Genomic DNA, 26285 nt, shown 5'->3' on the forward strand with positions numbered 1-26285 from the left:
GTGCAAAAGTTGAGCGAAACCTGCATAACAAAAAAAATAAAACTTTTTTTCCATCCCTTGGGGCTCTAAGCTCCGGGGGTGTTTTTTATTTTGGTGCATTTTGCTTAGAGAACGCACTTTGGCAAAATTCGATTTCGATATACTTATTACAGCAAAATATTCCAATAAATTTAAGAGATTTAAGAGGTGTTAGACATGGGAGAACATGAAGTTAAAAGAGTAACAAAGAACGTGGTTTCACCAGCTGAGATCATGCAATTCATGACCCATAACAGCCTACTGCTCTATAAGAAGAAAGGGTCGCGTGCCCCATTAAATAGTATAACAGTGTATCAGAGAAACGAAAAAAATAATCCGTACCGTAAAGGTGCGGTATTTGTGTCTCCAACAAAAGATGATCTCACCCAGGGCAGAGGTTATGTAGTAACTTCATATGAAACATTAGGGGAGAAGTATCAGCAATTATCTCACTGGACGCCAAACACTTATCGCGGCGGCACCTATTATGATTTCAAAAAACGAATCATCAAGGGTCATAAGCGCGAAAATTTAAAGCAAATTAATGTGATTGGTTTTGATATTGATACAAAAGAAGTGGATCTTTACGGATTATATTTGGGCTGCGAAGAAGTAAGGCTCCCGAGGCCGAACCTTCTTCTTGAGACCCCTAGAGGATTTCAGTGCTTTTTTGTCTTAGAAACGCCTTTTTATGTACATAGTCAAAACGATTACAAGTCTTTGAGAGTAGCAGAACGCCTATCTGATAACATTCGCAAAGCCTTATGCAAGTATGTTCCGATAGATATGAACTGTGTTCCCTTTGGCTTTTACAGGATTCCTAAAGAAGACAACATTCTAGATTTCTATGAAGAATCAGCTAACACAAACCTGCTTCTTTCTTGGTCAAAGACATTTGAGGAACAAGAAAAAAGGAAGTTTCTTCGCGTTGTCTATAATAACAACTCTTCATCAATGGACCTTTGCTCATCAGATTGGTACAAAGCCCTAATCCAGGCAACTTATATTGAAAAAGGACATAACAGTGCGAGCCGCAACAATGCTTTAATGACTCTTGCCCTTGCCAATTACGCGAGTGAGCGCTCATTTGAAGAAGCATATGATGAACTCGATCAATTCAACAGTTTTTTAGACCATCCGTTAAGCAAAGCTGAATTTGAGAAAACGTTACAAAGCGCCTACTCAGGAAAATACAAGGGAGTCAAGCGTTCTTATGTAGAAGGTCTGCTGGAGCTATGGACTGATGGGAGTGCCAGATTTCAAGGGAGAGAGGGCTGGTATAAATTCAAAAAGGAGCGTGAAGATAGAGAACGATCCCATTATGATGAATGGGAAGAAGATATTCTTAGATACATAGAGCAGGAAAGAAGCCCAGAAACACCGTTTCTAGAGGGTTCTTTAGCTATGCTTGCAGAAACCTTTGGTATGGCGGTTTCATCTTTAAAAGAAGTACTCAATCGTTCTAGCAGGCTTATTAAGCGAACCGTTGGCCGCGGCCGCGCAGCTGTTACAAAACTGAGTAGCAGGAGTATGCTGTTTAAAGGCTTGCTCAATATGCGTAAAAAGCAGTTAAACCTTAACCAATCGGCAGCTGAATCTTTAGTCGACAAGGTTTCAACGATTAGGAGAGAGATACAGTTAGGAATAAACATGTTCGACACACTTTTTTCATCGCAGGATGCAATAGACATTTTTAATGATTATGGACCACGTACACCGATCAAGAATACAAGCTGAAATTAATAAGCCAGTCTGCCAATACATATCTATATTCTCCTGTTGTTTGATTCGTGCTGTTTTGTTCTATGCCTTTATGAAGCTACTTTTAGGAACAATTTATATTGTAATTAGTACAAATTAAGTCTTAAGCTATGGTCTATGTTTTTTACTATTTTGGTATGTTACAGGATTTATATCTGTTGGGTTTTGAATTAAAAATAAGTTTGAAGAAGGTACTTTATTTTTTTATTAGGGATCAACTGGAGTCAGGAAATTTTTTAGCTCATTACTAGTTATAGGTTCATAAAGTTCATTTGATAAGAAAAAATATTGGGAGAAATATCATATAGAAAACATTAAAATAAGAACATTTGATCTCTAAACAGGAAGAAAGCCTCTTTCCATATATTTACCAAGATGGTAGCATTAAGTAGTAAAAATGCTTGTAAATGCTGTAGTAAAAGCTGTTATTTCTATATACAACATCTAATACAACTATGAATGCTCGGAAAGTCAAGTGCAGTCCTGCTAAATGGTCACGGCATGATGGAGAGTTATTCCGTGACCATTTAGCAGGACCTTAGATAACTAATCCACTTACCCATCTAAAAGGAATATAGTGTGTAAGGTTGGGTGGTAGAGAGTAGTGTGTAAGTGAGAGAGTAAGAGTATGAGAGTATGTAAGTGTAGTAGTAAGGGAGAGGAGAGATAGATAGTGGTGGTGGGTAGTAAGTGAGAGAGTGAGTTCAAGGGATGTAGTTCAAGAGAGTAAGAGTATAAGTTCAAGTGCAGCAAGAGTAAGTTCAAGAGAGATGGATCGGAGTATGATTTAGGAGAAGTGGGTTTTTGGTTAGTTTGATGAGAAGAGTGTAAATGAGAAATTGTTGTATTAATTGAGAAACTTTTGAATTGGTTTTGAAGGGGTGAATGAGTGTGAGGTTTCATTTGTTGCCGTTTCTGATTCCGAAAGAAGGTAAGGTTTATGAGTTAAGGACAACGATGGATGCTAAGATTTTGTATTTCAAGGATGAGACAGCCTGGACAACAATGCTAAGTTTTATGACGCGTCCGTGGTACCGCAGATGGGTTAAGCAGGAATGGATCAGCTGGGAGATTGCTGCAACGAAAGAGGAGATCCGGTATTTTGTCTGGGTACCAGATGAACATGTTGGCAGAGCTTTTAAAGCAAAGTTTTATGCCGAGCATTCGGATGTTGAAATTGTGGAAGTCAATGATTACTCCCTTGATTTTAACCGCCCTCACGCAGGTACTAAGCTATTCACCGAGAGTCATTGGACGGTGCCTATAAAAACGTATCATAACGAGGTAGTTGATACTCAGGCTGAACTTGTCGAGTTTCTAGATGGTTTAGAAGATGGCCAGGAGGTTCACATGCAATTTCTTGTGCAGCCTGCTTATCGCACTGAAAAGAGCTTTAGAGGAATTGTCCGCCAGTTTCATAAGCAGGGTGAGTATGATGAGACGCTCGAGAAGGATAATGAACTGTATTTATCAGCGATAGAGGGTAAATCGACGAGGGTTCTTTCGAGGGTGGCGATTAAAGCTGTTGCATTTGGAATAGACAAACGTGATTCCAAAGAGCTGATTAAGAGTGCCAAAGGTTCTATCGGCACTTTTTCATGTGGACGGTTAAATCAGCTAAAGGGACGGGAATGGTGGTGGTTCCGTACGATTCGGCCATTGTTTCGCTGGGAGTATAAGAATCGCATTTATCCGATGGAGACGATGAAAAAGCGAGTGATTTTAGGTACTGAAGAGATGGCAGCGATGATGAGGCTACCAAGCGAGAGAGTTCACAGCAATAAACTCAACCGGCTAAAGATGCGCTCTACCCCACTTCCGAAAGAATTAAAGAATGTGGAGTTTGATCCTTCCTTAGCTGTTTCACTGGGAGAACACCGTTATCACGGTAAAGAGACAGATGTCATGTTTGACCTTGCAACCTTGCGTTATCATGCAGCTTTTATTGGGATGTCAGGCATGGGCAAATCGACAGCCATGTATAACCTTGTTGAAGATTTAATCAATCTTGAAGGAGCCGGCACAACAATTGGTGGAACTATCATTGATCCGCACGGGGATTTGTGTCAGGATATTGCTGCAAGGATTCCGCCTGAAAAACAGCATCTTGTCAGATACATTAAATTTTCAGAAGGCCAGATGCCTTTTAACGTTTATGATGTGGATTTTCTGGCGGCAGAAGATAAAATTGCCCAAACGGTGGCGGATGTGCTGAAGAGAACCTGGAAGGATTTTTGGGGTCCAAATATTGATGATAATTTCTTAAATGGCGGCATTGTTCTTCAGCGCATAGGAGAAGCAAGCCTTCCGAATTTGCAAAGGCTGTTGAGTGATCCTGACTACCGTGAAAATATCCTGGAACGCTTAAATCGTGATGACGTAATCGAGAATAACCTTTATCTGTACTTTGCAAACCTGCAGGGGCTTCAAGACCGTGAACTGCAAGCAAAAACGAATTCAACACTCAATAAGCTGCGTAAAATCACCTTATCTAGCGTGCTTGGGAAAATGCTTCGTGCTAAAACGAACGGACTTCGCTTCCGTGAAAGCATGGATCAGGGAATGATCAATTTGCTTGATTTATCCGAGCTAACAAGTGATGAGAAGAAGCTTATCGGTTCGATGTGTTTGACGTATGCGGAGCTTGCCGGTAAAAGCAGGGTAGACACACTAGCATCTGAACGTCACAAACTTCCTTATCATTTTGTGATGGTAGACGAGGCTCCGACCTTGATGGAACACAGTATAGATGCGATTGAGTCTTTTGCATCGCAGCTTAGGAAATACAAAACGTCCATCATTTTAGGCATGCAGGGGATTAAAGATCAATTGCCGAGAGAAGTTGCATCTGCTATATTCAGAAACTTCGGAACTTTTGTTTCTTTCCGGTTGGGAGAACCTGATGACGCCCAATATGTGAATCGCTCCATGTCGTCTGAAGTACTTCAAGAAACGGATTACCTTCAAATTGAGCCTTATAACGCGTATATGAGAATGCAGGTTGGAAACGAGAGAACCCGGCCTTTCCTAATTCGTATGAAGGCACCTGGGCCTGCCTTATACGCAGATTCCATTCCGAAGCTAAAGGAGAGAACCCTTGCAGAAGCTTTGGATTTTGAACAAAAGGAGACTCTTGCATCCGAATTTGAGGAGAAGCAAGCAGAAGAGGCAGAAAAAGAAACATACGATTCATACCTTTCAGAAGATAAGGATTCATTAGAAATCCATCGTCTTGATCACCCGTGTGAAGTTGTAGCAACGATTACATTTGAAGATACTGTGGAGTTTCAGTCATCTTTTCAACAAAAACATCACCATAAAGAAAATGATAGCCAGGAAGAATCAACTGATCACGTTGTTAAACTAAAAGAGAAAAACACGCAACATGAATCCGGCCCAATAGACAGTGAAGGATCTTCAAGTGAAAAGGAAGACGCGAAAAAAGAGGAAAAAACGGCTGAGATAAAAAAAGTCATCAGCAACGATGACTTATGGGTGTAATAGGGGGAGCAAATATGGCCAAAAGAATAACAGATTTAGAAGAGGAATTGTTTGTATCATTGCATGATTTAGTATTTGTTGATGTTCAGTATTTAGAAAAATATATATATGTTCATGAGGATCGAAAGCCTTACAGTAAATACTGGATTTCAAAGCAAATGAGGGCAATGGAAGCAGAAGGGTATATCAAGTCATTCCCTGTTGCAAAAGCAGCCGTGCAAGGGCGAGACCGACTCGTTTATACGCTCGATTCAAAAGGGGTTCAGGAAGTGAAGGAAATTCTAGGTGAAGCCGATTGGGATACAAGGTGGACACAGAGAACACCGACTTATGTTTTTCATTCTTTGAGAATGTCACATATACAGGCTGCCTATGCCTCACAAAAAGATATTCTGTTTACATTTAAAGAGTTTTTCTCAGAACGCAGAGCTTTCCGTAATTATGGCGAGATCACGAAAGATAAGGAAGGAAAGAAAAAACAATCTTCTACAACGGTGATTCGTCCAGACGGTGCTTTTACATTGGAGAGAGAGATAAACGGTCAAAAAGTTAAGTTTTTGTTTTTTGTAGAGTTAGAAAGAAGCAGGCAGCGAGTGGATGTTACCTTGAATAAAATCAGACGCTATAACGAATATGTTCGAAAAAGATCATTTGAGAATGATGAGATTTTTGGTGAAGGTGTACGAGTCGTCCGTGTTTTATTCGTCTCTAATAACGATACTGAGCGCAATAAAATCATGGAAAACTCACAAAAAGCAGATTCTCGTGAAATCGAAAAAATAGGCGGCAGTTTATTGTTTGGAACTTATGAAGATGTCATATCAGATCCATTTGGTCAGATCTGGAAAGCGAAAGATTCATCAGATTCTAGTAAATTATATAGTTTATATAATAGAGTTGAATGATTTGTGAAAATTATGAAACCTTAAAGAAAAGAAACTTGAAAGGAGGTGAGAAGAGGTGGGCTACAAGGTGAAACGCGGTTCTACACCAACGGAGAGTTCCATAAAAGAGATGCTGTTAAGCTTTATTAGAAGACTTGCGGTCGTTGTGATCATTATGGCTGTAATGGTGGCTATCGGTTATTTTCTTTTTCAATTTGCGTATGATTCGTTTCCAGCTTTTGCAGCAGCTGCCGATGATGTCGTATTTTTTGTCAGAGGATTCTACGTGGAACACGGGGTCTGGGCAACACTCGGAATGTTTGGTTTCATCTGTCTTGCGGTTTGGGCTTTTGGTGAAGAAGCAAAGAGGAAAGATCGCCGTAGGCAAGCCATGAATGAAATGATGAAATAGTAACCGCCAAATCTATGTCCATATTTTTATTGCGGAAAATGCTCCAGACATTAAGGCACATGAGTAATAGATTGATAGATTTGAAAGGAGGCACTATGAAATAACGTGAATACCCTAGAACCGTCTTATTAAAAAAAATTATTAAAGGAATGTTTTGGACTGCTTTTACATTGGTATTGTTTCTGTCAGTTGCGGCAATTGAACGAAGTGGAAATGCCGGTGCGGGTGCAATACAACATATGCCAGCTGAAGATGTAATGAAAGAAGAGAATTTTGCTGCTGAAGTCGGTGCACAGTCTTTTGCAGAGAACTTTGCTGCTGAGTACTTCAACTGGGAGAACTCCGATGATGAAATAAAAAACAGAGCCAAACGGCTTCACCCCTACCTTGCCAAAGGACTTGATGAACAGGCAGGTCTCGCTTTTGAAGGAATGGAACGGAGCAGCGAGTTAGATGATTCACAAGTCTGGAATGTAGAAGAAACAGAAGAAAATACAGCGTTAATTACCCTTCGAGTACAACACACCTTAAAGAAAACCACACCGCCTGACGCCAAAGCCGTCGAACAAGCAAAGAAAGATAAAAAACCTCTCCCTAAGGCTAAAGAAGAAAAATCAGAACCATTTGAAAAGTATATTGTTATTCCAGTCAAGACGGATGGTAAATCATATGTTGTTCATAAGGTCCCTTATTTTGTCCCTCCAGCCAAAAAACCAGAAATCACATCAGACGTTTCGATCAGCGAAAAAGGAAAAATCCAAGATTCGCAGCTTCAAGATGAAATTACTTCAGGACTCACTACCTTTTTCAAAGTATATACCACAGGAACTCAGGAAGAATTGTCTTATTATACAAAAAGCGATGAAATCAAAGCCATGACCGGCATCACTACGTTTAAAGAAGTAAAGGACACTATCATTAAGCAGGGTGATGCTGAAAATGAATATAAAGTTCATGTGACAGTGATTTTTCAGGAAAATCAATCCAAAGCAAAAGTGATTTACCCATATGAGTTAGTCCTAGTAAAGGAAGAGAATCGCCTGTTTGTAAAAGAGATGAAGAATCAATAAAACTAGTAGGAGGATGAAAGACTATGAACTTTGGAGAAAATATTCAAAACTGGTTTTCAACGCAGGTAGGAGCATTATTTCTTGTGATTATCGGAGCTATTGCCATCTACTTTTTAGTCAGACGCGAGTTTTCCAGATTTGTAGGCTTTGCCATTTTCGCCATGATCGTAGGCGTATTTGTCTTTACGCCAGACAGCGTCAAAGATTTAGGCACTAAACTCTGGGCTACTGTTTTCGGAAGTTAAAGGACAGATGAAAGCGAGGTAACACCATGAAGCCTAAAATCTTACGCACCTATAACAGTGTCTGGAAGGTAGAAAAGGTCTTATACGGGATTCAAGATATCCCACTGCCGATACCCCTGACGTATCGGCAGATAGGATTTTTCGGGGGTGGAGTGTTCCTCGTGTGGGTACTCAACCACTTTCCTCCTTTAAGTTTACTTGAAGACTCGGGTTAGTTGAATATATCTTTTTGCCGGGACTTTTCGCGTGGTTTTTCACGAAGCAGCTGCTCGACGGGAAAGCTCCTCATCGGTTTTTCATAAGTGCCGGACGCTATCATCTATCTCCACATCTACTTAATCGCTACAAGGAAGTATCGGATATAAAAAAGCCTTATAAATATGCCAGTAAAGTTGGATACCGGAAACTTAGCTATCATGAAAGGAGTGAAGCTGATGACCATCGAATTTCCGATTAAATACTTTGAAGGCAATCTCGTATTTTCCCAAGACGGATCCTGCTGGGCGTATTATCAGCTAGCCGGTTACAATTATGATTTTTTAGCAGATGATGAAAAAGAGATTATTTTTACAAAGATTAAGCAATTCTGCTAGATTCCTAGGATATGACGTGATCATTTCGCGCAATCAAGACAGAAAAATGTGCAAGGATAGGAAGATGAGAAGAACCAAATCCTATACATGCACACTATACGTACCGCAGGAAAAATGGGTTGATAAGTTAAAAGAAATAGGAGCTTTAAAAATAACGCCAAAAGGTACTTGGATGCCTACTCACAGAGCAAGTTTAATCGACTTCGATGATTTGGAAATTCTCAGCATCTACAATGCACAAATAAGAGGAATGTACAACTATTACAAATTGGCGAAAAATGTAAGTGTGCTTAACAAATTCTACTATCACATGAAATATAGTCTTTACAAAACCTTCGCTAATAAATACAAATCCACCATACACAAAATAACGAAAAAGTACTGTCATGATGGAGTGTTTACAATAACGTATGAAACTAAAAAAGGACAAAGAAAGATTACGTTGTACTCCGAAGGGTTCAAGTGTAATACGAAGATAAACACGGAAATTACGGAAGACTTACTTCCTAATGAGCAGAAACTCAAGGGAGAAACAAGTCTGATAGACAGACTTAAGGCAAGACAATGTGAATGGTGTGATAAAACTGACGTTCCTCTTGAGATGCACCATATAAGAAAAATGAAAGATTTAAGCGGTAAAACAAAATGGGAAAAGAGGATGCTTGGAAGAAAACGTAAAACCGTAGCTCTGTGCACAAAGTGTCACAAGGATTTACACAGTGGAAAACTAGACTAGGATTAAGTGGAGAGCCGTATACATGGAGACATGTACGTACGGTTCGGGGGAGAGTTCTTGGAAACCTGTCATGGAAACATGATAAGGCGCTGGGTTCTTATCCTACTATGTTGGGAATGGTAAGTTCATAGGGGCGCAAACCAGTACAGGAGTTGCGATTGAAGATATGTCTAGAGGATATTGGAAAGATGTATTCAATGGCCATGTAAAAAGGATATAAATAATTTAATGGTAGATATTTCAAATCGAATGGATATAAGTAATGTATAAGGAGTAGAATCAGCTATTGAAAAAATTAGGAGATTCAAACTTTATTATAATTAGTGTGCTTGTTATAGCATTTTTCATTGTGCTCTTCTTTACCACACCATAGACTAAAAAAGCTGAAGTACTTTTCAGCTTTTTTAGTCTTGCTTTAATAGAGAATTAACTCTCATTCTGTTTTATCAAAATTGTATCAGTCATCTGATCAAAAAGTATTCTTAACGCCTGCACAAATACACTATCTTTACCCCTATCATTATCCATACATATTCCTAGTTTGTAAAAGAGTGAAGTTTAGAACCTTTCATTTCCTACTTCTTCAAAGCATGATAATTCTCAAACAATATATTTTATTGTATTACTACGATTGTTATATAATCATAAGAAAATCACCTATAGCCCAATGTCTAAATAACCTCCTATAAATCACCTTTTTCCCACATTATGCTTATAATATCTATACAAAATATACTTATATTTCGTTGTTAACATATATGTTAAGTTATATATTATATTATTTATTAATAAAATTATATAGAATGTAGAATTTCTTTTCTGTTGTCAGTACAAGTAGAGGCTAAAAAAAAACAATCAGTAGGTTCAGATCTTACACCAACCTGTCATACCAAACGAGCCGTAATCTGAAGGTTTTAGTATAGGGGTGCAAAATAAACACTCATTTTTGTTATGTCAATTACTTAAGATTAAGATAACGTCGCGAGATGCGGCGTTTTTTTGTGTGCGACAGGTGTGTCGTACAAGCAAGATGAATTTTTATAGACTGGAGTAAGATACCTATGCTATACACAAATACTGAATTCTAGAAGATTCATCAAACTCTATTTCAATTATTACTATAGTTAGGGTACGGAAACGATTCGTAGATTGAGGGGCCACTATGGAAAATAATAGAATTAATTGAAGAACCTATCAAAATAAAATTAACAGAACAAAACTAATTTATTTACGACCAAAATTTTTGGTCTTTTTTGTTTTTGGTCCTATAACAAAAAACGCTGTAGTTAGGTTCCAATAAACTAATGGCTTAAAAGCAGCATAGAGGAGGAAGATTAGCAGGAAGTAAACTTCGTGTATAATACTAATTTTACGAAGATTTAATTATAGAAAACAAAACAAACGTTTGCTATAATTAAATTAACCAATTAATGGAGGTATTTCCATTGGGTAATACTATGCAAATAAAAATCTTAAATTTGTTTAAAAGAAAAATGTTTCTATTGAGTTAATCTGTAATTTTGGATCAACTGTTAAAGGAACTTAACTTCACATAAAAATAAGAGTTTTATTTCAGGATCATTGCCGTCCATTATTATCAGGAAGTAATCTTGGCTATTTTACAAAAAAATACTTGAAGATTATCTTATTGATTTCATGGAATATACCAAAACCATTCTTTTCTACTAAGTAAATAAACAATAAAATTATTATGTAAACAAATCTGTGTAAAAATTGTATTATACACACAATATTTTTTAAGAGGTGTTTTCATGGCTACATCCAGGCAGCATATTACTCATAAACAAAAATATGAAGACATTCTTAAGCTAATGCCAGATTATGTCCAGGAATATGTATTAGCAATGGAGGAAAATGACAGGTCCCCCTCCACCCTGCTTAATTATCTTTTGGATTATGAGGATTTTTTTAATTGGTTACTTACAGAGGGATTTTCTTCTTCACTAACAATCTCTAACATCCCTCTTTCAGATCTGGCTAATTTACCCCTTGATGCGGCCAGAGCTTACTTTAACAAAGTTACCAATGAGGAAATAGTCGTATCTAAACATGAGAAAAAAACGCGTGAAAAAACATCAGTCAATCGAAAAAAATCAGCCTTAAGATCTCTTTTTAAGTACTTAACAACTCAAACAGAACGCATTGAAGACGGAGAACCCTATTTTCATCGTAATGTCATGCAAAAAATTAGTGTAAGCAAGCCAAAAGAAACTCTGAATGAGCGCAGTAGAAAATTGACAGATACTATATTTGTAGATAATGATGATATCGATTTCCTCTATTACTTAAAGAATGAATATGAAAAATCTCTATCGGATAGGCAAAAATCTTATTTTCTAAGAGATAAGGAAAGGGATTACGCAATCTTTTCTCTTTTTTTGGCTAGTGGAATTAGGGTTAATGAGCTTGCAGATATTAGATTGAGAGACTTAAATTTTAAAAAGAATAGAATATCTATTATTAGAAAAGGTAATAAATTGGATAGTATTCAAGTGATACCTGACGCCATGAATGATTTGAAGGAGTATTTACAGATTCGAAATGAAAGGTATGGCGGATCCATTGAAGAATTTGAATATGTATTCTTATCTAAATACAAGGGTAAGAGTTCTCCCCTTTCAGTTCGAGCAATACAAGACTTAGTTCGTAAATATACGAAATCCTACGACAAAGGAATGTCTCCTCATAAACTTAGACATTCATATGCAACCACTTTGATGGATGAAACAAATGACATTACTTTGGTTATGGATCAACTGGGGCATACTTCCACCTCTACTTCAGTTCTTTATGTTCATAACTCACAAGAAAAGGCAAAGATGGCTGCTGAAGCGATGGGATTAAGAAGGACTAAACTAAAGGATAAGTAAAGCAAACAAAATAGGGTCACACTTGGCCCTTTTAGTAATCTTATTCGCTGTTTTAAAGCTAAGTCCTCATTTTTTCTAAAGCCCTTTTTGAAAGATTGGTTAATCCCCCAGAAAATATTTTATTAATTTATATGTATAAAAGAGTTATAGATTGGGAATAATAAAGATAAGGAAGTTAATAAAATCACGTTCTGTATCGAGTGACAAACCAGACATTGGGATTTGGGCTGATTGAGAAATAATCAGCATCTTACAAGCCATTTCCAATGTCTGCAATGCAATACGTTAACAGCCAACATCAAGCCAACAATGATACCCACTACTTTGTTCAAACGGTCAATTTTTATGTTGTAAATTCAATCAATAATTAATTTACATGATATAACGTTAACAACAACATTAACATATATGTCGATGTTGTTGTTGAATTGGTTCGTGTCATAAATAAATACTTATGAAGTTAAAAGAATATTGAAAAATAAGTCTGATAATTAGTTGTGTACCAAATGGTACTCTTTTTTTATGCTTTGCATAGACTTTTTAGCACGTTAAATATGAAAAGCAAATATTTAAAGAGCTTTAAATGTAAAATTTCATCTTTTGACTCAGGGACTCATTTGCAATAGTCTTCATACTCTCATTTCAATTACTTAAAGTTCATAAACGTATTAATTTATATAAATATTAATACGAAAAACCCTCTCCTTAGGAAAGGGTTTTCTAAAATGAAATACAGTTCATTAGATTAAAAACGATCTTCATTGATCAGTATATTTTATAAGTTTTACTTATTTGCTCCGTAACTGATCAGGTTGGTGAAAATTCTATATCCACCAGGCACCTGGCCTTGAATCTGGCGGTAGAATACTAAGTTGGTATAAAGATAGGTTCCTTGACCGTAATTTGCCATCAAAATTCCTCCATCGAATGGTTCCTCGTTAGGGTCAGCCATGCTAACGAAAGTCTCGAAACGATCGTCCCATTTCATTGGATAATAGAGCCCGCGTTCTTGGACCCATCCTTCCCAGTCTTTTTCTGTAATTTTATTAGGGTAGTTGAAAAGTGGCGATTCTGGTTGAAGGATATTTACTTTTGCATTCTCATCCGTTACCCTCCAGCGAATTGATGGATTTCCAATTGTCAATGGATATGGAGCAGTCGTCATGGCATCCCAGCCGTCATTTGGCTTATGATACTGAACGACGAGATGTCCTCCTTCTTCAACATATTTCATAAGACGTGCATTATTAAACTTCAGGTCTTCCCTTGAGAGATATGCCCTGATTCCTGTTACAATCGTATCGTATTGACTTAAATCTCCTGTTGCAAGATCCGATTCAGTCAGTTTTGTTATATCCAGCCCTGTATTCGCTAAAGAATTTGCAACCGTGTCAAACCCACTATCAATGTAGCCTATTTTTAAATTAGGTTGCTGCAGCAGCTCAAAGGCAACTCCATCTATTTGTGCTGGATATTGATAATAGAAGGTACCTATGTGATCATAGCTTATTTCCTGAATGGTTGTATTGTAGGCTTTTCCGTTTGCTACTGCTTCAGCGCCTATATCAAATTCACCCTCGATAATGTCTTTAGGGGGGATAAGCTTAAACGCTACTTCTTTTTCCTCGAACTGATTGTCGAAATTAACTGATGCTTTTTCTGGCGTTACTGCCCATCCATCAGGAATGTTCAAGGAAACGGATGATTGGATTTTACCGCTGTTATAGTTTTTAAGTTTTACTTTAACAGGCATTTCTTCATGCACCTTCGCTGTATTCACAACAATATCTTTAGGAGACATTGTGAGAGAGATATCTGGAAGAACAGCAACTGTTCCATCTAAATCTTCTGTGTGTTCAGTCTTTGTTCCGCGATTCTTAAAATCAATTTTGACAAGTATAGCAGGGTGGTCATAAGCATGATAGTCTTTCGCGCTATTAGGTACTTCAACCTTGTAGAGTATTTTCACTTTCTTACCAGGAGAGAGATCATTCACATCATCTTTTGTTGATGCTTTCCAGTGTTTAGGAACGTCTAAAAAAATGTCTGTGTCTTTAAGGATTTGTTGTCCCCCATTCTTAAGCGTAACTGTCACGGATGTTGTTTGACCTTTTGTCAGGACATTTGATTCCGCTTTAGCCGAAACTTCAAGACTCGAAGAAACAAAGCTCACTGTTTCTAATTGATCCTCTTTAATAGAAAGTTTATGGAGGAGGTCTGCCTTTAACTTCTCATCCAGCTTCGATTTTTCTGTTTTCTTAATTAGTTTTCGCACTTCATTCAATGCATTCTGTGTTTTTGTAAATACTCTATCTCGATTAGGATAAGCTGTAATGATAGAGTTTAAATTTTTTTGCAACTTTGTAAAATGTACGTTCAGGGATTTTTCTTTCTTTGGAAGTACCTGAGCCCATTCTGCCAGATCGTATGGAACCCCGGCGAAGAGTTCAAAACTACCTTTTGTATCAACTGCATTTTTAAGTAGTTCTAAATGGATTTGTCTAGGAGCAGCAGGAATATCATTACCCATGCCTTGACTCTTGTGCATGTAACGAGATTCTTCTCCTAACTGAGGATAGGTCATGTTGTAGATGGGATCGAACATTCCGATTTCGATAGAGGTGGTCGCTGTTTGTGGAGATTCTGCTGGCAAAAATAATTTTTTTACCTGCCATACAGACAGTCCTTCTTTTAAGTGTTCTGGATATACTTTTGGATTGGCTGCATCTTCAAATGCACGTTCACTTAGAATCTCCATTGCACGGTGGTGCCCGTGCTGAGTATGATCATTTCTAAACGATGGCATTAGGATATCTGGCTGATAAGTACGAATAAAACGTATTAAACGTTCGTACGTAAGGTCTTCTCCCCACTTTTCTAAAGTTTCTTCAGGAGTTTTTGAGAAACCGAAATCGTATATAGGATCAGATGTCGTTTCACTAAGATGGTATGCTTTTACACCTGTAATTTTGGACGCTTCTATCATTTCCCTGGACCGAATAATTCCAAGGGCGTTGTCTAACTCATTTCCAATCTCATTCTGCCCCCCTTCGCCTCGGTTAGCTATAAGACTCGAAGTGGTAACACCAAGTCCTCTTGATAAATAAGCTAAAAAGTCACTTCTTTCATCATCTGGATGGGCCCCTGTATTTAAAAAGGTAACAGTGGTTTCAAGTGGTTTAAGAGCATTCCATAAATCTACATCTGGATCTTTCTGTGATGCAGTTGCATTTCCTCCGATTGGCAGTGTAGAAATAATAAGAATGATTGAAAACAATACTACGATAAACTTCTTCATTTTTCGTACCCCTTTCATTATTTGATTTCCTCGTTAATAAGACACTCCTTTCTACCTAGGTATTTAGTATGTTAGTAAGTCTACCTAACTAACTAGAAGTGTGAAACCTTACCTAATGATAACCTCAAAGAGATAATGTTGTAAATACTCTTTATTTTCAGAAAACTAAAAATGATAGTTTGACACTTAAAACACTGGGCGATTATTCCAACATATTTAGTAGGGATAATCTTTGTAAACATGGTGAGATTGAGTTATATTTTAATTAAATAAACTCTATTAACATATAAGTTGAGGCCTAGATGTAATGACTTTTAAGGGAATTCCGATGCATATGAAATCTTTCAATAAAAAATGTATTCTTCAATGTATTAAAGATCAATCTCCTACTTCAAGAGCAGAGATAGCTGTGAAAACGAAAATAAGCAAGCCCACTGTTTCATTGTTAGTTGACGAACTAATCCAAGAAAATTGGGTTTTTGAAAAAGGTATCGGTGAATCCTCTTCCCAAGGTGGCAGGAGGCCGATTCAACTTTATTTTAATGAAAAGGCAGCTTATATCATTGGAACAGATATAGGTGGTACCAATGTGAGAACGGTCTTATGTGATCTGGGAGGTAACATAATTGCGTTCAGCAGTTTCGCAACCCAAAAATATCTAAACTCTGGATTGCTTAAACAGTTAGCAAAAAAAGTGGATAATATGATGAAAAACCAGAATATCGACGTTACCCAAATATTAGGTATGGGCGTTGGTGTTCCAGGAATAACAAACACTTCTAGTGGATTAGTAATAGAAGCCCCTAGCTTAAATTGGATTCAGTATCCTTTTATTGAAGATGCAAAGAAATTCTTTCCTTTTCCTGTATTTGTTGATAATGATGTCAATGTTGCCTGTCTAGGTGAACAGTGGCTTGGTAACGCTAAAAACAATAGGAACGTTTTGTACATTTCAGTAGGCACAGGCATCGGGAGTGGGATTATTATAAACAATCAACTATACAGAGGCTCATCAAGTGCAGCTGGTGAAATGGGATATATGGTCACGGATAAGAACGATTTGATGAATGATTTTAAACCTACTTTTAACCATTATGGTTATCTAGAGAGCGTTGCTGGAGGGAAATCCATTGGTAACAAATTTACTGATAGAATTAAGGAAATCTCTGACCATCCCTTGCATACTCAAGCGAATTCTTCTGGATTAACTGGCGAAGATGCGTTTAATGCAGCTAAGCTAGGGGATGAAATCGCACTTTCGACTATAAATGAAGCCAATGAACATTTAGCGTATGGCATTATTAATGCTGCAAGTTTGCTAAACCCGGAGGTCATTATTTTGGGCGGAGGCGTACTAAAATCATCTGAGCTGATCCTGCCAAGATTGCAAGAAATAATGTTGCAGTACCTTCCAAGCACGGTAGAACTGAAGTGCTCCTTTTTAGGTGAAAAATCTGGAGCATTCGGAGCTGTATCCCTTTTCTTAAGAGAGTACGACAGCATTATTCAACATTCATAAATATGGTTTTCTATACCTTCAACGTATTAACAAAAAAGAACCTGCTTTTGGTGATCAGTTATCTCAAAGCAGGTTCTTTTTTAATCATTTATTTCAAATTGTTCAACAGCCCTCTCTGAACAATGTATTGGAAGGGTTCAAGGTTGGCCAGAATCAAACGACTATTTGGGAATTGACCTTTCACTTTATCTCCTAATTGTTTTTGGATATAGTGATTATGCTTAAGAATACCGCCTTGGAGTACTATCGTAATGTTTTCATCAGCGTTTAATGTTTTTTCCATTACAGTATACAGCAATGAAAAAAGTTCATCAGTTGCTAAGTCTAGAATATTTTGGGAAACGGCATCTCCTTCCACTGTACATGCTTCTACGATCTGAGCGATTGCGCCTATTGTGTCCACCGAACTTTTTGTACCATATACCCAGTTATAAAGTGATTCAACTTTTGGCAGGTTGATTGCCTCTAAAACTCTATCTCTTAATAGCGTATTTGGTCCGCGTCCATCACTCATTTTTAAGATTGCACGAATGGCCTCCATTCCAATCCAATAGCCACTTCCTTCATCACCGATTTTATGACCCCAGCCTCCTGCGCGGACGTATTCGCCCTTTCCATTATGGGCAAATGCAATGGACCCCGTACCGGATATCACAAGAGCCCCAGGTTGGTTAGATGTGGCTCCAATCAAAGTAGAAAGGGCATCATTCTCCACAATAAGTTTCTCAAAATAGAGTCCGGTTCTGTTACAAACGTCGTTGACAATTCGCGTTACTACATCTCTGTCTTCAGAAGTATCGATACCTGCCAAGGCAAAAACACCAGTTTGAAATTTAATCTGATCTCTCTTCTCGCAAACCTTTATTCTCACTTCTTTAATAGCCTTCAAAAGAGCATTTTTAGCTCCTTCAATACCTGCTACCTGATAGTTTGAAGCATTTGATCGACCAATTCCCAATACTTTACCTTGGGAATCAGTCATGACAGCAAGTGTCTTCGTTCCCCCTCCATCTACAGCTAAGAGGGGAAACGTTGCATTATTCACTTTTATGAGCCCACTTCAGAACATACAATTTTAATATCTGCTCATACTGTTCCAGGGCTTCTTTCTTGCTTTTCATCCAATCTAGTAACTGTTGCTGTTCTTCTTTCTTATTGTTCAGAGTAGTTGCCATTCTGCTAGGCGCAGGTCCTCCCGGTAATGTCCGTACATGGACAAAAAAGACGGGATTCAATGCATTCTTAAAGACATCTTCCGTTAGAGTTAATGGTTTTCCAATAACTTGTTCAGCATGCTCGTTCACTAGCGCTAGAGTAAGATCTCTCAGAGAACCTTTTCCTGATTGAGTAAGCGACGTGACGGCACCGCTAACAATATGGTGTGATTGGCGGAAAGAGAGGCCGTCTTCCCGAACAATGGTATCTGCAAGCTCAGTAACATTGGCAAAACTCTCTTTAGCTCTATTTAACAAAAGGTCCCTATTCACATTCATAGTCAATAGCACACTTGACAAGAGTTGATATATTCCTTTGAGTCGATCCATTGCTTTCCAGAGGTATGGTTGCATGTCGTCCTCTGTATCTACGATATCGCCAAAAGGTGTATTGTGCACCATGGTGAGAACAGTCTGAGCATCACCGGCTACACCAGAAAGCAGGGCTCTCATATGTTCTATAGAAACTGGATTTCGCTTTTGTGGCATGATAGAACTGATTTGAACGTAAGGGGCTGCAAGTTGGAAAGATGCAAATTCTTGAGTGCCCCATAGCAAGAAATCCTGAGTAGACCTTCCAAGATTGAGTGCAGCAACTTGTACAGCAGAGGCTGTTTCCATAATGTAATCCGCACCTGAAACGGCATCCCAAGCATTATCAATTATATCTTCAAATCCAAGCAGCTCCTGCATGCGGCTACGACTGATTGGAAAGCCGGATGTAGTGAGGGCTGCAGCACCCATACTGCTTCGGTTAACTGTTTTGTAGGCCGATTGTAGACGTATAATGTCCCGTGTAAGCATATCAGTCATGGCGTTGAAATAATGTCCAAGTGTTGTCGGCTGTGCCTGTTGTGTATGTGTATAACCAATCATGATGGTATCAATATGTTCTTTTGAGAGTTCGATCAATGATTCCCTTAAATGTAGAGCCCCTTCAAGGAGATCTAAAATTTTCTCTCTAAGGGTCATTCGATAAATGGCGATGCCCATGTCGTTGCGGCTGCGCCCAATATGAAGGTTGCCTGCAATATCTCCAGCCTGCTCAATCAGGTTGTGCTCCACTTGGAAGAAAAGATCCTCAAACTGTGGATCGTATTCCCCTTTTTGAAGTTTTTCAACTTCTATATTGCCAACTGCCTGACCAATTTTCTTTCCTTCTTCCTCAGTAACTAGACCTTGCTCTTGAAGCATCACTAGATGAGCTGTGTGAATTTGAAGCATTGACTTTAAAAAATTCTGTTTTGCCTCATTGTAAGCTGGTTTTAAAACCATTGATGTATAAGATTTTGAGGGAAATGAATCTCCTTCGAATTCAATAATTTGATTTCTTAATGTTAAATCCATGTCAAACCCCTTTCCCGGTACCGATAAGCCAATTTTTTATCAGCTTATTCATGTTATCAGCCGCTGTTCTGACAATTACTTCTCCCTTTTCCTGGGCTGTTTGTACAATTAATCCTGTATAACCATCCCAACTCTCAGGTGCTCCCTCAACGGTTATATATGGGAGAGTTGAATACTTGTTTGTGTCACTGAACTCATTATCTTCTCTTTCTACTTTTACTAGATCAGGCCTGAATGCCTTTACTGCAGACATTTCAAATGGACCTCCATGTCCTCTTCCGCTTGTACCAATAAATCCGATTTCCTCAGCTTTCTCAATTTCGACCATTTGCCACCAATTTATTAATAGAAACTTTGCATTTGGATGACGAATGGATATATATTCCGCGACCGATCGAGATAGTCCCATGTTAGCATCATGCGCATTTAGGAGAATAATCCTTTGGACACCAAGTTTGAGTATTCCCTCTAATATATCCGACAAGTATTCAAGCATGATAGATGGTCGAACAGAAATGGTTCCTGGATACTTAGCCGTTTTTCCTGGACAGGATGAATAGGGAACAGTTGGATAGACGATGCCACCAAGGTCTTTATGAATTAACCCCCCGAAGCTTTCAGCAAGAATAATGTCCGTACCATAGGGAGAATGGGGACCGTGGTATTCAAAACTTCCAAGAGGCAGTACCACAAAGGCAGCTTGTTTTAATTCATCTAATTGTCGTCCATGTATTTCAAATGCGTTCATCTGTTTTCTCCCCTTTACATTGCAGATCCAGCTTTTCCATTTGTCAATTTTTGTGAGACGAATAGGACGATAAGAATTAACAGGATTTGCAATACACCGTATGCACATGCTGTCCCAAATTGAAAAGCATACATTTTTTGGAATATCGCAACAGATAAGGGCATTGTCGATGTACTATAAATTAAGATTGAAGCGACAAATTCGCCGATACCCTGTACAAATGCGAGCAATGTACCTGCAAGAATACCCGTCATAGTCATAGGGAGGACAATTCTCCGGAAGGAAGTCATCCAACTAGCCCCCAGACTTCTTGCTGCTTCTTCGATTGATTGATCCACTTGCATTAAACTTGCAGAGGTTGACCTGAAAATGAGTGGCAAGTGTCTGACAAAGTAAGCAAGTGGAAGAATCCAGAACGTCCCAATCAGAACTTGATTAAAGCTGAATACAGATGGTTCGCTGAATGCAGCAATAAGGTTTACCGCTACAACCGTTCCTGGGAGTGCCCAAGGTACCATAATCAGAATATCTAAAACTGTTTTTCCTTTAAATTTAGTCCGGACCATAACATAAGCTGCAGCTACACCGAAAATGATATTTCCTATGGTGGCAACAAAGCTCATTTGAATTGAGTTCCATATCGGCCGCCATGTTCGTTCATCTGTAAAAAGAGCTAGATAATGTTCAAATGTATAGGCTGGCGGCAAAACTTGAACCGTCCAAGTCCCATCTACTGAAAAAGAAATAAGAACTAAAACAAGAATTGGTAGCAATAAAATGACAACACCGATAATTGAGAGCATCATAGAGAAGTATTTCATAAAGGAAGAACGTACTTCTGTCCGATGGACGCTGATTCCTTTACTTTGGTTTTGATAGTTACGTTTGTTTTGATACCATCTCATCAAGATAAGGAAGGAAATTGAAACAAACGATAGAATTGTAGACTGAGTTGCAGCCATATCCAGGTTCCCATTAGTTCTAGAAAGGTAAATCTGCATCGTCATTGTTCGTTCCACACCGAATATCAATGGGGCAGTATAAGAAGCCATCGCTATCATAAAAACCAGTAAGGACGAAGCAACCAGAGCAGGGGTAAGCATCGGCAAAATTACTTTTAACCAAATGCGTATTCTGCCAGAGCCCAAGCTCGTAGCTGCCTCCTCCAAAGAAGGATCAAGCCCTTTAATTGCAGCAGACGCCGTTAGGTAGAAATAAGTGTACATAGTGAATGTATGGACAACGATAACGCCTGTGATTCCTTTTAAAGAAAAAGGAACGCTATCTAAATTGAAGAGCTCCTGTACTGCGCGAGGGAAAATTCCACTTTCTCCATACAAGAATGTAAACGATAGTACCCCAACAAGAGGTGGCAATGCCATAGGGACAAGTACAAGTACAGACAGAATCTTTCTGCCGGGAAATTCATATCGTTCCAGTAAAAAGGCCATTGCGACTCCAACTAGGGCACAAGTAATGACGCTTAAAACCGATATATACACACTGTTCCACAACGCTTCAAGGTTTGCTGTGCTTTCAAGACTGAAAAATTTCTTGTAGTTAGCAAGTGTACTGCCCTCATTAGAAAAGCTCTCTAGAAACGTTTGATAAAAAGGATAAATAACGTATGCTAGGAGGATTAAAAAAATGGGGGAAACAAGAACATAAATAAAATATTTTGAACGTGAGAGCCTTGGCCAAAAATTTTCAGTGTTTGATTTATCCTGCATTGAAGCCATCCATTTTCACCTCCTATTCTCCAATGAAATAGATACTTCGATCAGGAATGTGGAGCGTAATTTTCTCTCCCCGGCTAAGCACCTTATTTCCTTTATTTACAACCATTATTTTAAGCGAGGTTTCGTTTACTTTTACAATATAGTTGATGGTGACACCTGTAAATTCCACAAACTGAACTTCTGCATTGAACTGATTTGGCCCTTCTCCCTCTGCAAAAGCTTCTGGACGTATTGATAGCTTAATAGATTCTCCTTTACGAAAAGTCACGTTCGGTGACGTATTTTCAGTCCTACCTTTAAAATTCAACCCATCTGCAGTTTTCACCGTTACTTCGTTTCCTGATATGTTCTCAATGGTTGCATCTAGGACATTGGCTTCTCCTATAAATGAAGCAACGAAGTTATTAACTGGTTTATTATAGATTTCTTCTGGTGATCCAACCTGCTGAACAACACCATTGTTCATAACCATAATTCTGTCTGACATCGCCATTGCTTCTGTTTGATCATGGGTAACATAAATGGTTGTCACACCAAGTTCTAACTGTAATCGTTTGATTTCAAGGCGCGTCTCTTCCCGCAACTTTGCATCTAAATTTGATAGTGGTTCATCCAAAAGAAGGATGCTAGGCTCAATTACAAGAGCTCTTGCAAGGGCAACGCGCTGCTGCTGTCCTCCTGATAACTCATTTATTTTTCGGTGGCCATATTGATCGAGATGCACCATTAACTGTGCCCGTTCAACCTTACTTTTAATTTCTGTTTTGCTTAACTTTCGAACTTCTAGACCGAAAGCGATATTCTCAAAAACTGTCATATGGGGAAACAGTGCATAGTTTTGAAAAACCATCCCAATATTCCTTTTGTTAGGCTGTAGGGTCGTCACATCCTGATTATCAAAGAGCACTTTTCCATCAGAAGGAAAGTAGAAACCAGCAATCATTCTCAGGGTTGTGGTTTTGCCACACCCACTCGGTCCTAAGAATGTAAAAAACTCACCTGGCTTTATGGTAATATCAACGTTACTTACGCCACGAGCCTTCCCAAACATTTTGCTTACTTTATCTAGCTTCACGCTTTTCATCTTTATGCACCTCATTTTCATGGACACTTCATGTTAGTTGAAATAAAGAGGCCTCGAGAGTTTATCATCTTCTCAAGGCCAGCCTATTAACAGATGAAGCAGCTGTAAAATTCAACATTGCCTTACTTAAAAATGTTTTATGGCACTATTATTTTCCTTTAATATTTTCATCCCAATGCTGCATCCACTCGGCTTCTTTTTCTGCCATTACTGACCAATCGATATCGAGCGCTTTTAGATCTAACTCTTTATACCATTCAGGCATATCTTCTTCTGCAATATCCGTACGTGTTGGAATTTGATATAATTCATCGGCAAGTTTAGCTCTTGTTTCTTTTGAGAACAGGAACTCATAGAATTTTTCTGCATTAGACTTGTTTTTTGCACCCTCTACCATGGCTACTCCATCAACTAAAATTGGTGCACCGCTTTCTGGATAGACATAATCAAAAGGCTGGTTATTTTCATTTTTTTGAAGGAGAATATCTTGCAGATTCCAAAGTGAAATTAAACCTTCTTGTCTAGCTAACTTCAAATATAAATTAGTCGGGTCTTGAGCATACTCTTTCGTATTAGCATCAAGCTTTTCTAACCATTCATAACCTTTCTCAGGAGTCTCTGCCCCTTCACGGAAAATCATAGATGAGTAAATCGTTCTCATCGTTCCAGAAGCCATAACACCACGAATGACAATCTTGTCCTTCCATTCTTCATCTAAAAGATCATCCCAGTCTTTTGGCGCATCTTTTTTCTTTAGAGCTTCACTGTTAATCATAATAACTTCAGGTAAAAGCATTTCCCCATACCAACGGCCCTCAGAATCTTTATGTTCTTCTTTAATCACATCATCAAAAGATGGTTTAAACTCTGCAAGAAGATCTTCATCTGCTGCTACCATAAGAGAAGATTGAGTGCCTCCCCACCAAAAATCAGCCTGTGGATTCGCTTTCTCTCCACGAACACGCTCTAAGATTTGTTGGGCTCCCATCGTAAGTGTCTCGACCTCTATATCGGGATACTTTTCGTTAAACATTCCAATTACTTTGTCTACAACCGCTTGGTCACGAGCTGTGTAAATTACAAGTTTACCTGTATCGCCTTCATTTTTTGGGTCATTTCCTTTTGTTTCATTTCCCCCGCTGCTATTGCTGCTGCATGCAGCAATGAAGAGCATTACCATAACCAAAAGTAAGCTAAATAACCCCTTTTTCTTAAACATGTTTACCCCTCCTAGATTATAATGATCTATTCTGAGAGCCGAACTGGGTGAATTCCCCCAGTGCTAGATGAACTGCACCATATAGTCCAGCTTTAGAACCAAGAGTTGTTAAAACTATTAATGGTAATTTGGGAATGTATGTATCTATGCTTTTAATTAATTTCTCCAAGTACTCGTTCTGCAGGTCTGACATATCTCCAGAAAGAATAATGAGTTCAGGATCCAGGATGCTCGCGAGGTTTACAATGGCTGTAGTCCAGTTTTTAAGAAGTTCATTTAATAAATCACGAGCAGTTGAATGTTGCGAAGAGAAGCTTTGAAGCTGAGTAATAGCTCTTTTACTATAATCAACAGGAAGACCTATGCTTTCCATCCTTTGCAATAACCTAGTAGAACCATAATTGGATTCAAAAACACCCATGTCTTTTTTTTTATTTAAAGTGTCACCGATTAGCATATACCCAATCTCTCCGGCTGCCTTATGTGCACCCCTTATAAATTCCCCGTTTAAAATGATAGCGCTTCCAATTCCGTTTCCAGCAAATAGGTATATGGTATTTTGATATTTGACACCCAACCCTTTATGAAATTCACCGAGTGCCATTAGATTCACATCGTTGTCAATGACCACAGGTACACCGATATGTTCTTCAAATGCTTTTACAACATCGGTGTCAGACCATGATAGCCCTGGAGAAAACCCTATTCCTTCTCCTGTTTCTGTGGTGATTCCTGGTACGCCGATGACCATGCCTAGAATCTGGTTCTTGGATATTGCAAATGAAGTGATGATCTTGGTCAACAAAGAATCCACTGCGTTAAAAATAGCGCTATCGTTAGCAGGCATTGTAATGAACTCACTTAAAGTTTTGATCAAATTCCCATCCATATCTGCAAGTGTCACTTTCATTAACCCATCTTGGAAAATAGAACCCACTACAAAATTTGATTGAGCATTGTACTCCAGTAAAATGGGTTTGCGTCCACCACTTGAAGTAGAGTTCCCTATGCCAACTTCGCGAATTAGTCCCTCTTTTATCATTTCTTTTACCAGTTCTGACACACTAGGTCTGCTTAATTTTGTTTTTTTTGATAATGCGGCTCGAGACTGAAGTGGATGGGATCGAAGCTCCTGTAATATTAAATTTCGATTTAGCTCTCTCAGTAATGGAGGACTTGCTTTTCCTTTTGAAAAAGACGTCACATCAGTCACCTGCCTTTCGTTTGTTAAGGTTACTAACAAACTATATGAAAAGTATAGGCTGAACTAATTTAAACAGTCAAGAAATTTTTTACAATCTTTTGAATATTAGAACATAATTTACATTCATTCTGGAAAAGTATTTAATGATACATCCTTATTTCATGTGCAATTTTCAGTTAGGTATATCAAGGATTTTTTCGTTTTATAGAGGAAAGAAATTTGATAATTTCATCTATCTTGTAGATAAATTGACCCATGGCTTTAACAGCTGTCATCTCCCCTACTTATCAGCGATAGAGGGCGACGAGGGTTCTTTCGAGGATGGCCATTAAAGCTGTTGCATTTGGAAGAGACAAACGTGATTCCAAAGAGCTGATTAAGAGTGCTAAAGGTTCTATCGGCACTTTTTCAAGTGGACTGTTAAATCAGCTAAAGGGACGGGAATGGTGGTGGTTCCGTACGATTCGGCCATTGTTTCGCTGGGAGTATAAGAATCGCATTTATCCGATGGAGACGATGAAAAAGCGAGTGATTTTAGGTACTGAAGAGATTGTAGCGATGATGAGGCTTCCAAGCCAGAGAGTTCACAGCAATAAACTCAACCGGCTAAAGATGCGCTCCTTGATAAAATAGACTTTATCATTGAACGTGCATGTGGTATGGATGTAGAACTCCATTACTGCATTCAAACTCAATGCATTTTACATTCGCATAAAAATCGCACTACACCTGGATATTTTTCACCTTAGCTTGTTATCTCAAATCCATAATTTTTGTAAAACATTACTGCATTTTATTATGG

20 protein-coding genes are annotated in these 26285 nt (G+C 38.4%); 12 read left to right on the top strand and 8 right to left on the bottom strand.

The genetic code is table 11. From position 1 onward, the window contains the following. The first annotated feature begins 195 nt into the window (after nucleotides 1–195). The 10 genes from LIT25_27700 (at nucleotide 196) to xerS (ending at nucleotide 12111) form a co-directional block, all read left to right on the top strand. Nucleotides 196–1755 carry a primase C-terminal domain-containing protein gene (locus LIT25_27700; GenBank protein USK36539.1) on the top strand — a complete coding sequence of 520 codons (1560 nt, stop codon included), beginning with the start codon at nucleotides 196–198 and terminating at the stop codon, nucleotides 1753–1755. A gap of 915 nt (nucleotides 1756–2670) precedes the next feature. Beyond that, nucleotides 2671–5280 carry a DUF87 domain-containing protein gene (locus LIT25_27705; GenBank protein USK36540.1) on the top strand — a complete coding sequence of 870 codons (2610 nt, stop codon included), beginning with the start codon at nucleotides 2671–2673 and terminating at the stop codon, nucleotides 5278–5280. 14 nt (nucleotides 5281–5294) lie between these two features. Beyond that, complete coding sequence (locus tag LIT25_27710; protein ID USK36541.1) at nucleotides 5295–6185, top strand: replication-relaxation family protein; 891 nt, start codon at nucleotides 5295–5297, stop codon at nucleotides 6183–6185. 55 nt (nucleotides 6186–6240) lie between these two features. Then, complete coding sequence (locus LIT25_27715) at nucleotides 6241–6576, top strand: hypothetical protein (GenBank protein ID USK36542.1); 336 nt, start codon at nucleotides 6241–6243, stop codon at nucleotides 6574–6576. A gap of 170 nt (nucleotides 6577–6746) precedes the next feature. Further along, complete coding sequence (locus tag LIT25_27720; protein USK36543.1) at nucleotides 6747–7646, top strand: conjugal transfer protein; 900 nt, start codon at nucleotides 6747–6749, stop codon at nucleotides 7644–7646. Between the two features lie 23 nt (nucleotides 7647–7669). Then, complete coding sequence (locus LIT25_27725) at nucleotides 7670–7891, top strand: hypothetical protein (protein ID USK36544.1); 222 nt, start codon at nucleotides 7670–7672, stop codon at nucleotides 7889–7891. Nucleotides 7892–7917: 26 nt separating this feature from the next. Further along, on the top strand, nucleotides 7918–8106 hold the full coding sequence (locus tag LIT25_27730; GenBank protein USK36545.1) for a hypothetical protein: 189 nt from the start codon (nucleotides 7918–7920) through the stop codon (nucleotides 8104–8106). A gap of 219 nt (nucleotides 8107–8325) precedes the next feature. Further along, the gene (locus LIT25_27735; protein USK36798.1) at nucleotides 8326–8484 is read left to right on the top strand and encodes a hypothetical protein; all 159 of its coding nucleotides are present in this window, start codon (nucleotides 8326–8328) and stop codon (nucleotides 8482–8484) included. A 64-nt stretch (nucleotides 8485–8548) separates the two neighbouring features. Then, nucleotides 8549–9220 (top strand): hypothetical protein, encoded by a 672-nt coding sequence (locus tag LIT25_27740; protein ID USK36546.1) that lies wholly within the window; start codon nucleotides 8549–8551, stop codon nucleotides 9218–9220. Nucleotides 9221–10992: 1772 nt separating this feature from the next. Further along, entirely contained in the window at nucleotides 10993–12111 is a 1119-nt protein-coding gene (gene xerS, locus LIT25_27745) for a tyrosine recombinase XerS (protein ID USK36547.1), read from the top strand. A 784-nt stretch (nucleotides 12112–12895) separates the two neighbouring features. Here the strand turns inward: xerS and LIT25_27750 are convergent. Continuing rightward, the gene (locus LIT25_27750) at nucleotides 12896–15409 is read right to left on the bottom strand and encodes an NEW3 domain-containing protein (protein USK36548.1); all 2514 of its coding nucleotides are present in this window, start codon (nucleotides 15407–15409) and stop codon (nucleotides 12896–12898) included. A gap of 307 nt (nucleotides 15410–15716) precedes the next feature. Between LIT25_27750 and LIT25_27755 the strand changes: the two genes are divergently transcribed. Beyond that, nucleotides 15717–16928, top strand: coding sequence for an ROK family protein (locus LIT25_27755; protein ID USK36549.1), 1212 nt, complete (start codon nucleotides 15717–15719; stop codon nucleotides 16926–16928). Nucleotides 16929–17016: 88 nt separating this feature from the next. Here LIT25_27755 and LIT25_27760 read toward each other — a convergent pair whose 3' ends face one another. The 7 genes from LIT25_27760 to LIT25_27790 form a co-directional block, all read right to left on the bottom strand. Beyond that, a complete protein-coding gene (locus LIT25_27760) occupies nucleotides 17017–17973 on the bottom strand; it encodes a hypothetical protein (protein USK36550.1) in 957 nt (318 codons plus the stop codon). Further along, entirely contained in the window at nucleotides 17966–19489 is a 1524-nt protein-coding gene (argH, locus tag LIT25_27765) for an argininosuccinate lyase (GenBank protein ID USK36551.1), read from the bottom strand. The genes LIT25_27760 and argH overlap by 8 nt, the downstream gene beginning before the upstream one ends. Before the next feature lies 1 nt (nucleotide 19490). Next, nucleotides 19491–20237, bottom strand: a complete 747-nt coding sequence (locus LIT25_27770; GenBank protein ID USK36552.1) for a creatininase family protein — start codon at nucleotides 20235–20237, stop codon at nucleotides 19491–19493. Nucleotides 20238–20251: 14 nt separating this feature from the next. Then, nucleotides 20252–21976: an iron ABC transporter permease gene (locus tag LIT25_27775; protein ID USK36553.1), complete on the bottom strand. Its 1725-nt coding sequence runs from the start codon at nucleotides 21974–21976 to the stop codon at nucleotides 20252–20254. Between the two features lie 13 nt (nucleotides 21977–21989). Continuing rightward, nucleotides 21990–23060, bottom strand: a complete 1071-nt coding sequence (locus LIT25_27780; protein USK36554.1) for an ABC transporter ATP-binding protein — start codon at nucleotides 23058–23060, stop codon at nucleotides 21990–21992. Between the two features lie 148 nt (nucleotides 23061–23208). Continuing rightward, entirely contained in the window at nucleotides 23209–24279 is a 1071-nt protein-coding gene (locus LIT25_27785) for an extracellular solute-binding protein (protein ID USK36555.1), read from the bottom strand. A gap of 16 nt (nucleotides 24280–24295) precedes the next feature. Continuing rightward, nucleotides 24296–25483 (bottom strand): ROK family transcriptional regulator, encoded by a 1188-nt coding sequence (locus tag LIT25_27790; protein USK36556.1) that lies wholly within the window; start codon nucleotides 25481–25483, stop codon nucleotides 24296–24298. A gap of 321 nt (nucleotides 25484–25804) precedes the next feature. Between LIT25_27790 and LIT25_27795 the strand changes: the two genes are divergently transcribed. Beyond that, a complete protein-coding gene (locus tag LIT25_27795) occupies nucleotides 25805–26116 on the top strand; it encodes a hypothetical protein (protein ID USK36557.1) in 312 nt (103 codons plus the stop codon). The last annotated feature ends 169 nt before the right edge of the window (nucleotides 26117–26285 follow it).

This window comes from Bacillus sp. F19, from assembly GCA_023823795.1.
In the GTDB taxonomy this organism is placed as follows: Bacteria; Bacillota; Bacilli; order Bacillales; family Bacillaceae; genus Bacillus_P.